Source organism: Pantoea sp. C2G6, assembly GCF_051336815.1.
GTDB lineage: Bacteria > Pseudomonadota > Gammaproteobacteria > Enterobacterales > Enterobacteriaceae > Pantoea.
On record NZ_JBGMNJ010000006.1, the window covers coordinates 155,372 to 172,374 of the forward strand.

Genomic DNA, 17,003 nt, shown 5'->3' on the forward strand with positions numbered 1-17,003 from the left:
TGACTCTCTCAGACTTGTGCGCCCGATCGCGCCACGGTAAGGAATCCCGATGTTGTGGTTTAAAAATATGATGGTTTATCGTCTGAATCGTGACATTCCGTTGTCCGCAGATGAGATGGAAAAACAGCTCGACGCCTTCACGTTTTCACCCTGCGGTAGCCAGGATATGAGCAAAACTGGCTGGGTATCACCGATGGGCAACCGCAGCGATGCGCTGACCCATGAGAACAACGGCCAGATCGTGATTTGCGCCCGTAAAGAAGAGAAAATTCTGCCGTCGCCGGTGGTGAAGCAGGCGCTGGAAGCGAAAATCGACAAGCTGGAAGCGGAACAGAGTCGCAAGCTGAAGAAGACCGAAAAAGATTCGCTGAAAGATGAAGTGCTGCACAGCCTGCTGCCGCGCGCGTTCAGCCGCTTCAGCCAGACCTACCTGTGGATCGACACCGTCAACAACCTGATTATGGTCGACTGCGCCAGCGCCAAAAAAGCGGAAGATACCCTGGCGCTGCTGCGCAAAAGCCTCGGCTCTCTGCCGGTGGTGCCGCTGACGCTGGAGAGCCCGATTGAGCTGACCCTGACCGAATGGGTGCGTTCAGGCGAAGTGCCAGCCGGTTTCGCGCTGATGGATGAAGCGGAGCTGAAAGCGCTGCTGGAAGATGGCGGCGTGATCCGCTGCAAGAAGCAGGATCTGGTCTGCGATGAGATCGCCAACCACATCGAAGCGGGCAAGCTGGTCACTAAACTGGCGCTCGACTGGCAGGAGCGTATTCAGTTCGTGCTGGCCGACGATGGCTCGGTGAAGCGTCTGAAGTTCAGCGACACGCTGCGCGACCAGAACGACGATATTGACCGCGAAGATTTCGCCCAGCGCTTTGACGCCGACTTTATTCTGATGACCAGTGAACTGGCGGCGCTGACCAGCAATCTGGTGGAAGCGCTCGGCGGCGAAGCCCAGCGTTAATCCGTCACAGACTGCATCGCCTGAAAAAAAGGGCCGCTAAGCGGCCCTTTTTTTTAATCTTTCAGGTAACGGCAGAGATAGGAACTCGGCTCACCCACCTGCAAATGAAACTCGCTGTGACCCGGCACGTTAAACACCGCACCCGCTTCATACCACTTCCACTCGGTTTCACCCGGCAGTAACACCTTCAGTGAGCCGCTGACCACGGTCATCTCTTCCGGCTGGCCGGTACCAAATGTGTATTCACCTTCAGCCATCACGCCCACGCTGGCACGGCCGGTGCTCGCACTGTCAAAACCGATAGATTTAACTTTTCCGTCAAAATACTCACTTACATTGAGCATAATAGTTCTCCAGAGCACATTAAGGTGTGCTGGCAGTGTAGAAGGGAACCCACTGATCTGTCACGCGAAATGATACCCCTTTGTGATCTCTCCCATCAGGGCAGCAGTTCCGCCGCCAGCCGGGCGACCAGCTGATTAGAGAGCAATACCGGCACCGTCAGCTGCTGCTGTAACCAGAGCCGGTGCTGCTGCCGGTAGCCGATGCAGTCCAGCACCACCAGCCCGGCGCCCTGGGCACTCAGCTGGCGGGCAGCCGCGGCGAAACTCGCCTCATCGCCCTGATAGGGGCTGGCGACCGCGAAACAGGGCGGCGACGGCAGCGCGTGCCACTTGGCCGCCTGCTCAACTATCTGCTCTTCTACCGGCACCACAATACCGACCCGCTGATGCTGCACCAGCGCCTGAATCAGCGGCGGAATAATACGATCCGGCTCCAGCAGCAGCGCGCGCCGGGTGCGAAGCGTGCTGAACTCGCCGGTGCAGAGCAGCAGGATGGTCTCATAACCCGCCTGCTCCAGCGCGCTGATTTTGCGCTGTAATCCCTGCTCCACCTTCGGAGCCGCCAGCCGCACCTGCTCGCCGCTCTGCAACCGCGAAACCAGAATCGCCTCGCCTGCCGACGGCCCATACTGCGCGGCAATGTCGGCCGGGCTGAGCCCATCCAGCAGACCGGCGTGATCGCTCTGCGCATCCGGCAGATGCTGACGTAACAGCGGCAGAATATCGCTGCGCGGCGACTGCCCGATGGTTAAGGTGACCAGGGATTTCGCCATGTTACGCTTTCCGCTGACGCAGGTGCGCCAGGCTGCCATAGAGCGCCAGCAGTCGCGCATACTCTTCGGCATCGTAAAAGTGACAGGTCTCCCGACCAAACTCCTTCGCCACTTCCACAGCAAACTTCGCCGCGGCGGCGATGTCCACTTCGTGGCTGGCTCCGGTTCCGCAGCCGGGCACCACCGACTCGGCGGTGATCGCCACGCCTACCACCGGCACATCGGTGGCGGTCGAAGGTTGCAGGATGCTGTTCAGATGGTAGACGCCGTTGCCGTAAGGAGTGATGTCCTGGGTGGTGATGGGAAACGTCACCGCCGGACGGCCGCTGGTCATCTCCATGATGCGCAGCAGATCGTCTGAAACCCGCAGGATATAGCCCTCTTTCACCGTCGGCGACAGGGCAAAGCCTTTATGGTTGATGATGCGGTTGCCTTTGGTGGTGTCGATCGACAGGATCGCATCCACACCCGCCACCACTTCGTTGTCATTCATGGTGACATCATCAATCGGCGAATCCATAAAATCGACCGGCTGATGCGGTCGCGTCGGCGCATCCGGGCAGATATGGGTGGTGACAATCACATCCCCGGCCAGCCGATCTCCTTTGCTCTGCATCTGCGCCAGCTTCAGCGCGCTGGCAATCGCCGCCACCGCACCGTCGGCGTCAGAGACCATGCCAATGCGGTTCGGACGCGCGCCGATACCGCCGAGACGACCAATAATGCCCAGCGTCGGTGCCGTACCGCCGCTGGCTTTGCCCTGGCTGCCGGGAATATCGATGCGCACAAAATCGGTGCGCCCTTTAGGGCCGGTGACGCGGTTAACGCGGGCTTCCACACCCGGAAAAGCCGCGAACAGATCCACCACCTGCTGCCCATCGATATGGGCGCTATCCAGTAACTCAAAGACCGTCAGGGTCTGCTGCAAACTCATGGTTTATCCTTTATTTCTTACTGCTGCTGGCAAACAGCGAATGGAAGAAGCTGTAGAGGGCGTCTCCGGCGATAAAGCCGGCGGCCATCACCTCCATCGGCGATCGGCCACGCTCGCCCCAGATGCGAATAATCACAATGCGCAGGGCAATGCCGACCACCACCGCCCAGCCCGCCATCGCGTTGTTGATTAACAGGCCGGTGGCGAGCAGCACGCCCAGCTGGCGTTTTGGTCCGCCAGTCAGCTGGATAATCGCGCCCGGGATCGCCCACATCAGCAGATTGGCCGCGATGCCTGGCTCTGCGCCCGCCTGAATAGTTTTGGCATAGACCCGTGCCACCGGCGGCAGCAGGTTGTCCGCAAAAAAGAAAGTGTGGGCGTACCAGACCAGCGGAATCGATACCACAAAAGCGATCATCGCCGCGATCAGCTGAATGCGCCGTCCCCACAGCTCCTGTTGCAGATCGGCCCCGTTGCCGCGCAGGATAAAGCCCGCTTTCAGGTCATAACCCATATCTGCAAACGCCGGTCCGGTGGCGGCGGTAAAGCCGCACAGCAGGCAGAGTGCCAGCGGCGGAAAGCCGATCAGAATGCCGATAATCAGGGTAATCAGCGCTACGGCAAAGGCCGGAAACCAGCCGGAGTGCATGGCGGCGATGCCGACAATCAGTTCGTGTGCGAAGGCGGCAAAGGCGGCGTAGAGAATAAACAGCAGCAGCATCACAACGCCCATCTCACTCCACAGGCCGCCCGCCAGCGCCAGCAGCGCCGAAATCAGGATATAGCCCACGCTGCCCAGACCCAGCGCCCGCGATATTTCATTGCCGTTACGGCTCACCACCAGCGCGTCGTTTTTGCGGCTGCGGATCACCATCACCACCTGAATCAGCGCCACCAGACCGGCACCGACCATGACGCCGTGTGGAATATAGAGCGCGTTAATATCGATACCGGCCACCGGCTGCGCATAGGCGCGCAGCAGAAAACCGATGCCGAGCATCGAGAGCGCCCAGATATTGCCGATAAACGCCGTACCAAAGGCGGACATCGGGATCTTCAGCATCGCGCCGACCACACCGCCGACGATCCCCACCACCAGCAGCCACGCCTGCCGTCCGCCTTTATCCCCCGCTTTGATCGCTTCAGCCGCCGCGACGCCCGGAGGCCAGGCGTTGCTGGCCGGGAAAACGCGGGTATCGAACAGCCGGTAGAGCAGCCAGGCGTCCAGCAGCATCGCGGCGCTGACGCCACAAAACAGCGGCAGCACCAGCTGCGGCTCGCCCAGCGCCCAGGGCACCGCAATCGGCATCAGCAAACTGTTGGCTGCGCCGAAGGTCGCGGACGAAATGGCGGTTTGCGCCAGGTTCTGTATTTCAATCGAGCGATAGCGGCGAAAAGCCTGCAAAGGGATGCGCGCCAGCAGCATGGCAAACAGCGCGCCGATGATTGAGGTATTGGGCGTCACCCCAATGGTGGTAATAAGCTGAATGCCGATAATGGCACCCGCGACAGAAAGAAAAATTAATACCAGCGCAACGCCAGCCTGCTTAATCGGATTTACCCGTTCCATATATCCCCGTCAGTCCTTGTCCAGAAGAGATGAAATAACGTGTTACCCGCCCGCTGGCTGGCTTACCACGTCGGTCAGTTTCACCGATCGGCCGCACAGAGCCGTTGCCGATGCACGCCACTCCCGGTGACTGAACTGCGGTAAAAGACAGGGGAGAGCGAACACAGGCAATCAGCTTGCTGCGCAGACATCACGATCAGATTGAAAGAAAAAGGCCCGAAGGCCCTGGTATTTCCCTGGTGTGGCGAAAGTATTACGCCGATAAAATCGTTGAGAAGTTACGCGCCATATTTTTCGGCCATCTCTGCGGCCGTTGCGCGTAAGGCTTCAAGGAGTGCCGGCGGATAACCCGGTTCGTTCTCCTGTGACAGAAACGACAGGCAGAGTGCCACCGTTTCGCCATGATGTTTGTTATGAACAATGACCGACAGCGAACTGATGCCCGGCAGCGTCTCATTGCGGGCCAGTGACCAGCCCTGAGAGCGGATCTCCGCCAGCTGGCTGCACAGCGCGTCCAGGTCCTGCGGCGAGTTGGCCGAGACCACCTGCCAGCAATCGCGGAAACGCGCCCGGACCTCGTCATCGCTCAGCCGGGCTAACAGTGCCCGGCCGGTCGAGGTCGCCTCCGCAGGCATCCGGCTGCCCGGCGGCGTCACCATCTGCGTGAAGTGGCGGCCATGAAACATGCGCATCACCAGCACTTCCCGCCCTTCAAGTTTGGAGACGTACCCCATGCAGCCGGTGCTGGCGGCCAGCCTGACCATCGCCGCCGAGACGCTGTCGACCAGCGGAGCCGAAAGATAGTGTCCGGCCGCCGCTAACAGCACGCGGCCAATGTGGTAACCGCGGGTTTCCTCATTCCGTTCCAGCAATCCCTGACTTTCCATGGTCGCCAGCAGACGCGATACGGTGCTCTTGGGCAGCGTTAACGCCTCAACCACCTCACTGAATGTCAGCCCGACACTGCCCTGCGTCACGCCTTTGCGCTGAAACAGTCTGAGTACGGCGGCGGCGTTTTCAAGTGTCGTCATGCCAGCAGGTTCCACTATATGGAACTAAGTTCCTGAATTCGTAAACTGAAAATAATCGGTAGGAAGGAATCGGTCAAGCTGCAATTTTGAGCACAGGAAAAAAATCAGCAGAGAAAATACGGAAAGAGAAATGATTAGCGGGGCTTTATCTGGTGCAGAAGAAATCTGGCAGCATGGAACCGGCGACAACGTCGGTCTGACAGTAAATCTGCGTAAATTTTGCCTTATAGCACCGTCTGGCAGTGGGTTATGCATCAGGGGAGATGAAAAAACGGCAGGCGGAGCAGCAGCCGCAATAGGCTTTTCAGACCGGGAAACATTAAAACGGTTAATCAGGCGGAGGTTCAGGCCAGCATCCCTGCCAGCAGCAACGTTTTACTCTTTTTCGACATCTTCGTAACGCATTTTGGCGTCACGCGCTTCCTCTTCCGATTCATGCTCACTGATTAAGGAATTCGGTTTGGGATGATCAGCACGCAATTCATACGATGTTACTTTGTTGCCTTCGGTGCCCTTTTCTACCGGCACAATTTTCGCTTCACGTGGATAGGGTGGTCTGGTCGGCATACTGTGTCCCTCTTAGCTGAATCACAAGACAGGCTGATGCCTGTCATGGATTCAGTATAGACAACCGCGCCGGAAGCGGAATGAAAGCGGGAAATATCTGAGTGTTAGCTGGCGCGTGCCAGAGAGAGGGAGTGCAGGATCTCTTCCACCACGCGATCGGGAGATTGCATGGCGTTAACCTGATGGTGGGCCGCGGCGCGATAGAGATGCGCCCGCTCGCGCAGCACATCGCTCATCTCATCGGCAATCGGGCGTCCGGTCAGCGTCGGCCGCTGCGCCGCTTCCGGCTCGCTTTCCAGCCGCTCGGCCAGTACGTCAGGCGAGGCGCTCAGCCAGATCACCTGGCCCTGCTGCTGCATAAAGTGGCAGTTCTCTTCCGCCAGGATCATACCGCCACCGGTGGCGATCACGGTCTGCGGGGCCGTCACCGCTTTGAGCGATTCGGTTTCGCGGGCGCGAAAACCTTCCCAGCCTTCTGTCGCAACAATTTCCGCCACGCTGCGCTGGGTGGTGAGTTGCAGGTGGTGATCGGTATCGCAGAAGGCGTAGCCTAACGCCTGTGACAGCGCTTCGCCCACGGTGGTTTTGCCGCAACCGCGAGCGCCAATCAAAAAGATGGGTAGAGACATCAGGGCCGTTCCTCCGACTGACCGCGCGATGCGGCTACTGAGTTAGCTGAGTAAAGATGCGACGCATGATAACTGGAAATTATTCTTGCCTCCACCTGTCAGGCAGGTTTTACGCTTTTTCCGCCGCGCTGTACCCGGAAACGCCATGTTTTCAACACCTACCGCCTGCACGATCCGTGCATCAGCGAGGAAAAAGAGCCGCAGAACGCGCGGGAAAAGTTGCTGCAATCGGGTCGGCAACATTTGCTTACCGCCCTGATTTTACTTTGTGACGCAGCGCCCCCATATACTGATGAGAGTCGCAACAGGAGAGCCATCATGCAACGCGAAGAACAACAACTGATCGAAGGGCTGTTCAGCCGTCTGAAACAGGCTGAAAGCCAGACCGCGGCACGCGATGCCGCCGCTGAACAACTGATTAACCAGCATCTTCAGGCGCAGCCCGGCGCGCCCTACTACATGGCGCAGGCGATCCTGATTCAGGAAGCGGCGCTGAAAAAGCTCAACGAGCGGGTCGCGGCGCTGGAGAACCAGCTGGCGCAGCAGCAACAGCAGCAACCGGCGCAGAGCAGCGGCGGCTTCCTGTCGGGCCTGTTTGGCGGCGGTTCCCGTCAGCAGCCCGCCGCGCAGCAGCAACCCGTGTGGAACAGTGCGCCGCAACAGCCACAGCAGCAACCGCCGCAGTATGCCAGCGCCCCGGCACCACGCGGCAGCGGTTTCCTCGGTGGGGCGCTGCAAACCGCGGTGGGCGTGGCCGGGGGTGTGGTGATGGCTGATATGCTGACCAGCATGTTCCATCATTCACAGCCGGAAGAGATTGTGAACATCATCAACGAGCCGCCGCTGCCCGAGGTGAATGATAATCTCAACACCTTTAACGGCGGCGATGACAACGCCTTTCTCGACCAGAATAGCGGCTGGGATAATGGCTTTGCCGACAACGGCGATCTGAACGATTTTGGCGGCAACGATTTCGACGACGACGACAGCTTTGTCTGATTTCAGCGTTTCTGCTGTCTGAGCCAGCTATCCAGCTCGTTAGCGAACTGCTGGCGGTCACGCGGACTCATCGCCGCGGGGCCGCCGGTCTGCACGCCGCTGGAACGCAGGGTATCCATAAAATCACGCATCGTCAGACGTTCACGAATCGTTGCCGGTGAGTAACGTTCGCCGCGCGGATTCAGCGCCGCCGCCCCCTTCTCAATCACTTCCGCCGCCAGCGGAATATCCGCGGTGATCACCAGATCCCCTGGCTGAACCCGTCGGACAATCTCATTATCCGCCACGTCAAACCCGGCTGGCACCTGTAGGGTGCGCAGATAAGGGGATGGCGGCACGCGCAGAAACTGGTTAGCCACAAACGTCACCGTGGTGGCGGTGCGATCCGCAGCCCGGTAAAGCACCTCTTTAATCACATTCGGACAGGCGTCCGCATCGACCCAGATCAACATCCTCGCTCCTTACAGTCAGCTAAGGAGATGATCCTGCCCTGCTCCTGCTGAATGGCAATGTTTATTTGCGGCGTGCCTTCCAGCCCGCCGCGGGCTGACTTGTTATTCAGGCTGGCTGAAGTAAGCTAACCCACTGAGAAAAACCAATGATGTCCTAAAGGAGATGGCGATGCTGGCAAAGAAAATCGGGTTTATCGGCGGGGGAAATATGGCGAAAGCCATTATTGGCGGGCTGGTCAACAGCGGCAAAATCGCCCCTTCTGATATTTTCGTTTATGACCGCAAAGCAGAAACCAACCAGGCGATGGCGGAGCAGTATGGCGTTAACGCGGCCGAAAGCGCCGACTCGCTGGCGCGTGAGGTGGATATTCTGTTTGGCGCGGTGAAACCCAACGTCATCCTGAAAGTGTTAAAAGAGCTGGCGGGCAGCCTGAAAAAAGAGGCGCTGGTGGTATCGATTGCCGCTGGCGTCACGCTCGATTCGCTCTCATCGGTGCTGGGTTATGACCGCAAAATCATCCGGGCGATGCCCAACACCCCCTCGCTGGTGAGCGAAGGCATGACCTCAGTGACCCCCAATGTGCTGGTTGAGCAGGCGGAGATTGACGATGTGGTCGCGATTTTCCAATGCTTCGGCAAAGCCGCGGTGGTGGAGGAGTATCTGATCCACGCCGTGGTCGGCGTCAGCGGCTCAGCCCCGGCCTACGTGTTTATGTTTATTGAAGCGATGGCGGATGCCGCGGTGGCGGGCGGGATGCCGCGCGCCCAGGCCTATCAGTTTGCGGCGCAGGCGGTGAAAGGGGCGGCGCAGATGGTGCTGGAGACCGGGAAACATCCGGCTGAACTCAAAGATATGGTCTGCTCACCAGGCGGCACCACCATTGAAGCGGTAAAAGTGCTGGAAGAGAAAGGGATGCGCTCGGCGGTAATTGAAGCGATGCAGCAGTGCATGGCGAAGTCAGAAAAGCTCAGCCGCAGCTGATACTGGCAGTAGAGAGGGCGGGCTGGCCCGCCCTCTTCCGTTTACGCCACGCTGGCCTGATAGATCGCCACCGCTTCCGCCACTGTCATCGGCTGCTGCATCCGTTCTATCAGCCCGGCGGTCAGCGTATACATCCCGCATGAGCAGATGGCCGCCAGCTGGCCCTGCTGGCCATAGAACGCCATAAATTTCTTCTCTTCCAGCGAACCGAGCAGCTCAAAAGTATCCCATTCGGCGGCGTGGCCCAGATATTCATAGCGGCTGCCATACTGCGTGGTCCAGAAAAAGGGCACGCGATCAAAGGCGACCGACTGATCCAGCATATTGCGTGCCGCCGTCTGCCCCTGCTGATGCGCCACACGATAGTGCTCAATGCGCAGCGGTCCCTGCGCCGATGGCCAGGTCGCAATATCTCCCGCTACCCAGATATTCTCCGCTACCCGCAGATGTGCGTCCGCCTGTAAACTGCCATCCTCTGCCAGCGGCAGATCGTGAATAAAATCGGTGGCCGGTTCGACGCCGGTGGCAAACAGCACCACATGGGCGGCCAGCTGCCGTCCGCCTTTCAGCTGAACGCCACTCACCTGGTGCTCGCCCTGTAACGCCTCGATCTCTCCCTGCACCCACTTCACGCCATTTTGCTGATGCAGCTGATAGAAGTAGCGGCCAATCTGCTCGCCAAACTGTTTAGCAAACGGCAGCGGCTGGCGGGCGATGACCGTTACATCAATATCACGGTTGCGCAGTGCCGACGCCAGCTCGGTACCGATAAAACTGTTGCCGATAATCACAATCTGCTGGCTGGCATCGACCGCCTGAAGCAGCTCATCCGCCTGATCTTTACTGCGCAGCAGATAGACGCCCTCAAGATCGCTGCCCGGCAGATCGGGACGGATCGGGGTCGCGCCACTGGCGATCAGTAGCCGGTCGAAAGAGAGCGTTTCGCCGCTGGCGAAGATCAGGCGCTGCTGCTTGCTGTCAAGCCGGCTTACGCTGGCCTGAATACGCTCAACGTGATCCATCACATCCGCTTTCAGTAACTGTGGCACCTCGCTGATCGCCATTTTTCCCGACGGCACAAATTTGGTCAGCGCGGTGCGGTCGTAGGGCGCATCCGCTTCGCGCTCCACCAGCACCACCCGGCCTTTAAACCCTTCATGACGCAGCCGCCACAATGCCGCGCTGCCAGCGGCACCGCCACCCAGCACCACGTAAACCGGTGCCTCAGCGCCGCTGCCGATCGGGGCGGCTGGCGACATCGCTTTCGGGTTCACCAGCACCTTGCCCTCTTCGATACGCAGCGGATACTGTTTGAGATCGGCTAACGCCAGCGGTTCGCACATCCGGCCATCCGCCAGATTAAACGCCGCCTTGTGCCATGGACAGACCAGCCGATCGCCGCAGATCGCGCCCTGCTCCAGCGGCGCACCGGCGTGCGGGCATTTCGCCTGATAAGCGCGTACCCGATCCCCATCGCGGATCAGCAACACCTCAACTTCACCAAGCTGTTTTTTTACCGGCTGACGCTGCGGCAGATCGTTCAGGGCGACAGTAAATTGATAGTTCACGACAGGGCTCCTTTGGCTGTTCCGGCGTGGAAATGCGCGGCAAAACTCAGTGCGGCGCAAATCCCTGCAAACAGTAAGTGTGGCAAAGGAACCGTTACGGCTGCGTATAAATGTTAATCGTTGGTATAAACGGCTGTTTTAGCGGGGAATTTAATCAGGAACAGGCAAGGAGGAGAGGCGGCCACCTGCGTGGCCGAAAGCGATCAGCTTTTTTTCAGGCACTGGCTCATAAAGGTTTTACGCGCATCACCCGCCAGCTTTTTATCTCCCGCTTCGCCGTTGCAGGTTTTCATTTTCATCTGCTGCGGTGACATCTGCGACAGCTTGCTATCCTTTTTCAGGCACTCGCTCATAAAGGTTTTGCGCGCATCCCCTTTGAGATCTTGGGTTTTCGCATGCTGGTTACACATCGTCATCTTCTCCTGCTGCGGGGTTTTTTCTGCCGCACTGGCTAACCCACTGACCAGCAGACCTGCCATCATCATCGCCGTTAAACTGACTTTCATCTTCTTTTCTCCACTGTGAGTTGTCCCTGATATTCTGGCAGTGAATAAGCAAAGCGGAAAATGTTTCAGGTCAAAGTGATGTGAAGATCCCATTCCCGATGGTCACTGTCGCCGCTATTCGCGGGGATGGCGCAGCAGTCTGTCGATATGACGGCGCAGCAGCGCGGCATTCTCATCGCTGGCGTCGGCGACATGGTCGATGGCGTTTTCAATCCCGGAAAGGATCGCCTGATGTTGTGATGGGTCCAGCTTGCGCACCAGCGCCGTGACCACAATCTCCAGGGCTTCAATCTGCGCAATCTGTTCTTTGGCGGTGGCCTCTTTTTCAGCCAGTTTTAGCAGCAATTCAGCAATCAGGTTTTTCATGCTGTTGTCTCGGCGGGAGAGAAAAGCTGAAATTATCACCAGGCTGAGAAAAAAAACAGAGGGCAACAGCAAATTTTTCAGTGAGTTATCGGGCGTTGTGCGCCCCGGCTGGCGTGGGTCTGCACGGCGGCAGGCGGGCGAAACGTTTTGCTGATAAAAAAGGGGGAGTTAAACGTTTCGCCCGTTTGAAAAGCGCCTCAGGCCGCTTAGCGCGGATCGACAAATCCGCGACCCGGCCCGCCACCGTGACCGCCCCAGCCACCACCGCCACCACCACCCGGCGGTGGAAAGAGACATCCGCTCAGCGCGGTCACTAAGGCCACCACAGCAGCCAGCTTAACTATTCGTACCATATCTACCTCAGGGTGAAGAAATCGGGCTGAGTGTATGAAGCCGCCCGCCTGCCGACAAGTGAGATTGCTCTGTATCAGGCGGCTATTCATCTTTCCTGACCAGGCTTAACGTTTTACCGGCACTAAGGCAGCACAATCACAACATCTCTGCCGCTTTTCAGCGCAACACTATTTGTGAAAATCGTTAAGCCGGACTCTTTACAGCCTGACAAATTTTGCGCATTGTGAGCGCATCACATTGACAGGACATCCTCATGGCTCACTCTCAGGCTGCACTCATTGATATTCTCTCCCGGCGCGACTGGGAAAACCCGGTAGTGACCTCGCTGCATCGGCTGGATGCCCATCCGCCATTCGCCAGCTGGCGCGATGAGGTCGCGGCGCGTGACGACCAGCCTTCAGCGTCGCTGCGCAGCCTCAACGGCGAGTGGGGTTTCAGCTATTTCACGCAGCCTGAAGCGGTGCCGGTCAGCTGGTTACTCCAGGATCTGCCGGACGCCAGCACGCTGCCGGTACCAGCCAACTGGCAGATGCACGGCTACGACGCCCCGATTTACACCAACGTCCAGTATCCGATTCCGGTCAATCCGCCGCGGGTGCCCGCCGAGAATCCCACCGGATGTTACTCGCTCACATTCAGCGTCGACAGCGCCTGGTGCGGGGCGGGTCAGACGCGCATTATCTTTGACGGCGTTAACTCCGCCTTTCATCTCTGGTGTAACGGAGAGTGGATCGGCTACTCCCAGGATAGCCGTCTGCCCGCCGAATTTGACCTGAGCCCCCATCTGCGGCCAGGCAAAAACCGGCTGGCGGTAATGGTGCTGCGCTGGAGCGATGGCAGCTATCTGGAAGATCAGGATATGTGGCGGATGAGCGGGATCTTCCGCGATGTCTCGCTGCTGCATAAACCGGAGGTGCAGCTGGCTGACGTTCAGCTGGAGACGCGGCTCAGCCCGGAACTGAGCCATGCCACGCTGCGCGCCCAGGTTCGCGTCACCCTGCCCGCCGCGATCGCCGCGCGCTATCAGCTGCGCCTGACGCTGTGGCAGGGCGAACAGCAGATTGCCCGGTGTCAGCAGCCGCTGGGCAGCGCCATCGTTGACGAGCGCGGCCACTATCCTGAACGCGCCCTGCTCTGCCTGCCGGTGGATCGGCCGAGGCTATGGAGCGCCGAAACGCCGCACCTCTATCGCGTCACGCTGGCGCTGCTGGATGAAAATCAGCAGCTGATTGAGGCAGAAGCCTATGATGTCGGGTTCCGCCAGGTCACGATCGATAACGGCTTACTCTGTCTGAACGGCAAACCGCTGCTGATCCGCGGCACTAATCGTCATGAGCATCACCCGGAGCAGGGTCAGGTGGTGGATGAAGCGATGATGCGCCGCGACATTGAGCTGATGAAACAGCACAACTTCAATGCGGTGCGCTGTTCCCACTACCCTAATCATCCGCTCTGGTATCGGCTCTGCGACCAGTATGGGCTCTACGTGGTGGATGAGGCGAATATCGAAACCCACGGTATGCAGCCGATGAACCGCCTCTCAGACGATCCACGCTGGTTTGCCGCCTACAGCGAACGGGTGACGCGCATGGTGCAGCGCGATCGCAACCACTGCTGCATCATTATCTGGTCGCTGGGCAATGAGTCGGGGCATGGCGCGACGCACGATGCGCTCTACCGCTGGGTCAAGAGCAGCGATCCCACCCGTCCGGTGCAGTATGAGGGGGGAGGTGCCGATACCGCCGCCACTGACATCATCTGCCCGATGTATGCCAGGGTCGATGAGGATCAGCCCTTCCCGGCGGTGCCGAAGTGGTCGCTGAAGAAGTGGATCGGTCTGCCGGGCGAAACGCGGCCGCTGATCCTGTGTGAATATGCCCATGCGATGGGCAACAGCTTTGGCGGTTTCGCTAAATACTGGCAGGCGTTTCGCCAGTTCCCGCGCTTGCAGGGCGGCTTTGTCTGGGACTGGGTCGATCAGAGCCTGACCCGCTATGACGATCGGGGCCAGCCGTGGCAGGCCTATGGCGGCGATTTTGGTGATAAGCCCAATGACCGTCAGTTCTGCATGAACGGACTGGTGTTTGCCGATCGCACACCGCATCCGGCGCTCTATGAGGCGCAGCGCGCCCAGCAGTTCTGGCAGTTTAAGGTCGATCCCAGCGATCCGCTGACCTTTACCGTCAGCAGCGAATATCTGTTCCGCCACAGTGATAATGAACAGCTGCGCTGGCGCATTGAGCAGGCGGGCCAGCCTGTCAGCGAGGGGGAAATTTTGCTGGATATTCCGGCGCAGGGTCAGCAGCGGATTACGCTGCCGTCGCCCCCTGCCTTACAAGGTGAATGCTGGCTCAGCGTCGCGGTGCATCAGCTTCGGCCGACCCGCTGGAGCGAAGCAGGCTGGCGCGTCGCCTGGGATCAATGGGCGCTGCCGTCGGCGCTGGCGCTACCTGAGCCGCCAGCAGCGGGCGAGGCACCCCAGCTGCGCCACGAGGCGGACGAGATTATCGTGACGCATCAGCAGCAGCGCTGGCATTTTTCACGCCACAGCGGGGAGCTGGTTCAGTGGTTTGTGGAGGATCAGCCGACGCTGCTCTCCCCTTTACAGGCGTGCTTTATTCGCGCCCCGCTGGATAATGACATTGGCACCAGTGAAGCGGAGCGGGTCGATCCCAACGCCTGGGTCGAGCGCTGGAAAGCGGCGGGCTATGACCAGATGAGCAGCCGTCTGGTCTCTATCGAGGCGGATGCGTTGTCGCATGCGGTACAGGTAGAGACGCTGCACGGCTGGCACGCCAATGGCCAGCTCGCCTTTATCAGCCGTAAACGCTTTCAGATCACCGCAGAGGGTGAACTGGAGCTTCTGTTCAGTGTTGAGCACTCCCGCGGCCTGCCGCCACCGGCCCGCATCGGATTACGCTGTCAGCTGGCGCAGATCCCGCAGCAGGTGAGCTGGCTCGGCCTGGGCCCGCATGAAAATTATCCCGATCGCCAGCTGGCGGCGCAGTTTTCCCGCTGGCAGCTGCCGCTGGAACAGCTTTTCACCCCCTATGTCTTTCCGGGTGAGAACGGGCTGCGCTGCGGTACCCGTCAGCTCGACAGCGGCAGCTGGCAGGTCAACGGCGATTTCGCCTTCTCTCTGGGCCGCTTCAGCCTGGAGCAGCTGCGCGAGGCGTCGCATCGCCACCTTCTGCGCCCGGAAGCGGGCTGCTGGCTCCATCTGGACATCGCCCATATGGGCGTCGGTGGCGATGACTCCTGGAGCCCCAGCGTCAGTCCTGAGTTTCTGCTGACTCAGCAGCGCTGGCAGGGGACGCTGCGGATCGCACAGCGGAGGCTGGCAGCTCCGTTTGCGGACGGCGGTAAAAGCGCTTCAGAAACAGCACGTTAATCAGCACCACCACGGCGGTGGCAAAGAAGACCCAGCGGAAGCCCGCCACCGCCGAAACCGCGGCCCCCAGCAGCGGACCGGCGACATTGCCGAGATACATAAACGACTGGTTGTAGCCGAAAATCCGGCCGGTGATCGTGTCGCGCGAGTGGCGCACCAGCAGAGTCTGCACCGCCGGCATCATGGCCCCATCGGCGAAGCCGAGCAGAAAACGTAACACCCCGAGCTGCGTCGCGCTGGTGACAAAGGACATGGCGATAAACAGCAGCAGCGCGATTACCATGGTCGCCAGCAGAATGCGCTGAGTGCCGATGCGATCGCCCAGTCGCCCGAGCTGGGGCGCAGCCATCAGCGCGGACACGCCGGGTAAGGCGGCAATCACGCCGCTCAGAAAGGCGATATTTTCGGCGTGAGGTGCCAGCTCGCGCACAAACAGCGTCAGAATCGGATTCACCGAACCGTTGCACATCTGGATCACCATAGTGGTGCAAAAAAGGCAGAGCATCAGCTTTGGATTGTCCAGTGAGCGGAAAACCTCGCGTCCGCTGAGCTTATCTTTTTTGCTTACCGGGACATAACCGATCTCTTTTATCAGGAACAGCGTCACCAGAAAGCTGATCATCAGCAGCGCGGCGGTGACGATAAATACCGTGCGCAGGCCAACCCAGTCCGCCAGCAGCCCTCCCAGCATCGGCCCGAGGATCACCCCGCCAATCTGCCCGGTTGAAACGCAGCTCAGCGCCCAGCCGCTGCGTTCACGCGGTACCTGCGCCGCCACCAGCGCCATGGCGTTGGGAATATAGCCTGAGGTCAGCCCCATCAGCGCGCGCAGCAGCAGCAGCTGCCAGGCTTCGGTGACAAACGCCTGAAGCAGGATCACCAGCGCCATCCCCAATGCTGCGCGCAGCAGCATCAGCTTGCGGCCTTTGCGGTCGGCCAGACTGCCCCACAGCGGGGCCACTGCGGCGGAGATGACGAAGGTGATGCTGAAGGTCAGCCCCGACCAGAGGCTCAGCGACTCACCGCCAGAGACGCCAAGCTGTTCAAGGTAGAGCGGCAGAAAGGGAATAATCTGGCTGATCGCCAGTCCGGTAAAAAAACAGCCAAACCAGACCGAAATCAGGTTTATCTTCCAGGGTTCAATAGCACGTGGCATGAGGAGATGATTAACAGGAAACGGAATGGGAAGTGTAACGCGCAGTGGCCCGCGGGGACTGACAAAACATGGCACATCCGCTAAAACGCCCGATTTCACTCCAGTTGCCGCCATGAGCGGCAGCAAACAACCTCACAGCCGCCTTTTACCGCATGGATCCTGCGCCCCGGCGTGAAGTGAAGCAGGCGCGGCCATCAATATAAAAAAATATGTCAGGCTGTTACTGACAATTATTCGCGCGCCTTCTATGTTTAAAAAACCGCCAGTTCCAGGCGAAGCGGCGATCTTCCTGATCGACGCAGACGCTTTAGCAAAAGCGGCGCAGAGGCTGCGTCAGCGCTGAGGCGTTCCGGTTCAACCCATCACTCATCCTCCCTTATGCTGTCGCGTAAGGGATGCGTTGTTGTTTTAGCGGAGGTA

18 protein-coding genes are annotated in these 17,003 nt (G+C 59.3%); 4 read left to right on the forward strand and 14 right to left on the reverse strand.

Going from position 1 to position 17,003, the window contains the following annotated elements:
- Positions 1 to 49 precede the first annotated feature (49 nt).
- The gene (gene rdgC / locus ACCW71_RS10630) at positions 50 to 961 is read left to right on the forward strand and encodes a recombination-associated protein RdgC (RefSeq protein ID WP_436371153.1); all 912 of its coding nucleotides are present in this window, start codon (positions 50 to 52) and stop codon (positions 959 to 961) included.
- Positions 962 to 1,014: 53 nt separating this feature from the next.
- Here the strand turns inward: rdgC and ppnP are convergent, their stop codons facing one another.
- The 8 genes from ppnP to ACCW71_RS10670 form a co-directional block, all read right to left on the reverse strand.
- Positions 1,015 to 1,305, reverse strand: coding sequence for a pyrimidine/purine nucleoside phosphorylase (ppnP, locus tag ACCW71_RS10635; protein WP_436371154.1), 291 nt, complete (start codon positions 1,303 to 1,305; stop codon positions 1,015 to 1,017).
- A 95-nt stretch (positions 1,306 to 1,400) separates the two neighbouring features.
- Entirely contained in the window at positions 1,401 to 2,078 is a 678-nt protein-coding gene (locus ACCW71_RS10640; protein WP_436371155.1) for an AroM family protein, read from the reverse strand.
- A gap of 1 nt (position 2,079) precedes the next feature.
- On the reverse strand, positions 2,080 to 3,012 hold the full coding sequence (locus ACCW71_RS10645; RefSeq protein WP_436371156.1) for a DUF1177 domain-containing protein: 933 nt from the start codon (positions 3,010 to 3,012) through the stop codon (positions 2,080 to 2,082).
- A gap of 10 nt (positions 3,013 to 3,022) precedes the next feature.
- The gene (locus tag ACCW71_RS10650; RefSeq protein ID WP_436371157.1) at positions 3,023 to 4,582 is read right to left on the reverse strand and encodes an OPT/YSL family transporter; all 1,560 of its coding nucleotides are present in this window, start codon (positions 4,580 to 4,582) and stop codon (positions 3,023 to 3,025) included.
- 278 nt (positions 4,583 to 4,860) lie between these two features.
- Positions 4,861 to 5,613, reverse strand: a complete 753-nt coding sequence (locus ACCW71_RS10655) for an IclR family transcriptional regulator (RefSeq protein ID WP_436371158.1) — start codon at positions 5,611 to 5,613, stop codon at positions 4,861 to 4,863.
- Positions 5,614 to 5,988: 375 nt separating this feature from the next.
- Entirely contained in the window at positions 5,989 to 6,180 is a 192-nt protein-coding gene (locus ACCW71_RS10660; RefSeq protein ID WP_436371159.1) for a YaiA family protein, read from the reverse strand.
- Positions 6,181 to 6,284: 104 nt separating this feature from the next.
- Positions 6,285 to 6,809: a shikimate kinase AroL gene (aroL, locus tag ACCW71_RS10665; protein ID WP_436371160.1), complete on the reverse strand. Its 525-nt coding sequence runs from the start codon at positions 6,807 to 6,809 to the stop codon at positions 6,285 to 6,287.
- Between the two features lie 42 nt (positions 6,810 to 6,851).
- A complete protein-coding gene (locus ACCW71_RS10670; protein WP_436371161.1) occupies positions 6,852 to 7,052 on the reverse strand; it encodes a hypothetical protein in 201 nt (66 codons plus the stop codon).
- A 75-nt stretch (positions 7,053 to 7,127) separates the two neighbouring features.
- On the opposite strand from ACCW71_RS10670, the gene ACCW71_RS10675 reads away from it, so the two are divergent.
- Positions 7,128 to 7,808 carry a DUF2076 domain-containing protein gene (locus ACCW71_RS10675; RefSeq protein ID WP_436371162.1) on the forward strand — a complete coding sequence of 227 codons (681 nt, stop codon included), beginning with the start codon at positions 7,128 to 7,130 and terminating at the stop codon, positions 7,806 to 7,808.
- A gap of 2 nt (positions 7,809 to 7,810) precedes the next feature.
- Here ACCW71_RS10675 and ACCW71_RS10680 read toward each other — a convergent pair whose 3' ends face one another.
- Positions 7,811 to 8,260 carry a YaiI/YqxD family protein gene (locus ACCW71_RS10680; RefSeq protein WP_436371163.1) on the reverse strand — a complete coding sequence of 150 codons (450 nt, stop codon included), beginning with the start codon at positions 8,258 to 8,260 and terminating at the stop codon, positions 7,811 to 7,813.
- Between the two features lie 169 nt (positions 8,261 to 8,429).
- Here ACCW71_RS10680 and proC point away from each other — a divergent pair, with 169 nt between their 5' ends.
- Complete coding sequence (gene proC, locus ACCW71_RS10685; RefSeq protein ID WP_436371164.1) at positions 8,430 to 9,242, forward strand: pyrroline-5-carboxylate reductase; 813 nt, start codon at positions 8,430 to 8,432, stop codon at positions 9,240 to 9,242.
- 41 nt (positions 9,243 to 9,283) lie between these two features.
- On the opposite strand, the gene ACCW71_RS10690 is transcribed toward proC, so the two are convergent.
- From ACCW71_RS10690 to ACCW71_RS10705, 4 genes are all read right to left on the reverse strand, one after another.
- Positions 9,284 to 10,810 carry an FAD-dependent oxidoreductase gene (locus tag ACCW71_RS10690; protein WP_436371165.1) on the reverse strand — a complete coding sequence of 509 codons (1,527 nt, stop codon included), beginning with the start codon at positions 10,808 to 10,810 and terminating at the stop codon, positions 9,284 to 9,286.
- 203 nt (positions 10,811 to 11,013) lie between these two features.
- Positions 11,014 to 11,316 carry a PsiF family protein gene (locus tag ACCW71_RS10695; RefSeq protein WP_436371166.1) on the reverse strand — a complete coding sequence of 101 codons (303 nt, stop codon included), beginning with the start codon at positions 11,314 to 11,316 and terminating at the stop codon, positions 11,014 to 11,016.
- 114 nt (positions 11,317 to 11,430) lie between these two features.
- Positions 11,431 to 11,682: an anti-adapter protein IraP gene (gene iraP / locus ACCW71_RS10700; RefSeq protein ID WP_436371167.1), complete on the reverse strand. Its 252-nt coding sequence runs from the start codon at positions 11,680 to 11,682 to the stop codon at positions 11,431 to 11,433.
- 206 nt (positions 11,683 to 11,888) lie between these two features.
- The gene (locus ACCW71_RS10705) at positions 11,889 to 12,035 is read right to left on the reverse strand and encodes a hypothetical protein (protein ID WP_253421186.1); all 147 of its coding nucleotides are present in this window, start codon (positions 12,033 to 12,035) and stop codon (positions 11,889 to 11,891) included.
- 254 nt (positions 12,036 to 12,289) lie between these two features.
- On the opposite strand from ACCW71_RS10705, the gene ACCW71_RS10710 reads away from it, so the two are divergent.
- Positions 12,290 to 15,427: a beta-galactosidase gene (locus ACCW71_RS10710; RefSeq protein WP_436371168.1), complete on the forward strand. Its 3,138-nt coding sequence runs from the start codon at positions 12,290 to 12,292 to the stop codon at positions 15,425 to 15,427.
- Here the strand turns inward: ACCW71_RS10710 and ACCW71_RS10715 are convergent.
- Entirely contained in the window at positions 15,309 to 16,583 is a 1,275-nt protein-coding gene (locus ACCW71_RS10715; protein ID WP_436371169.1) for a multidrug efflux MFS transporter, read from the reverse strand. The two genes, ACCW71_RS10710 and ACCW71_RS10715, sit on opposite strands and share 119 nt — an antisense overlap.
- Between the last annotated feature and the right edge of the window lie 420 nt (positions 16,584 to 17,003).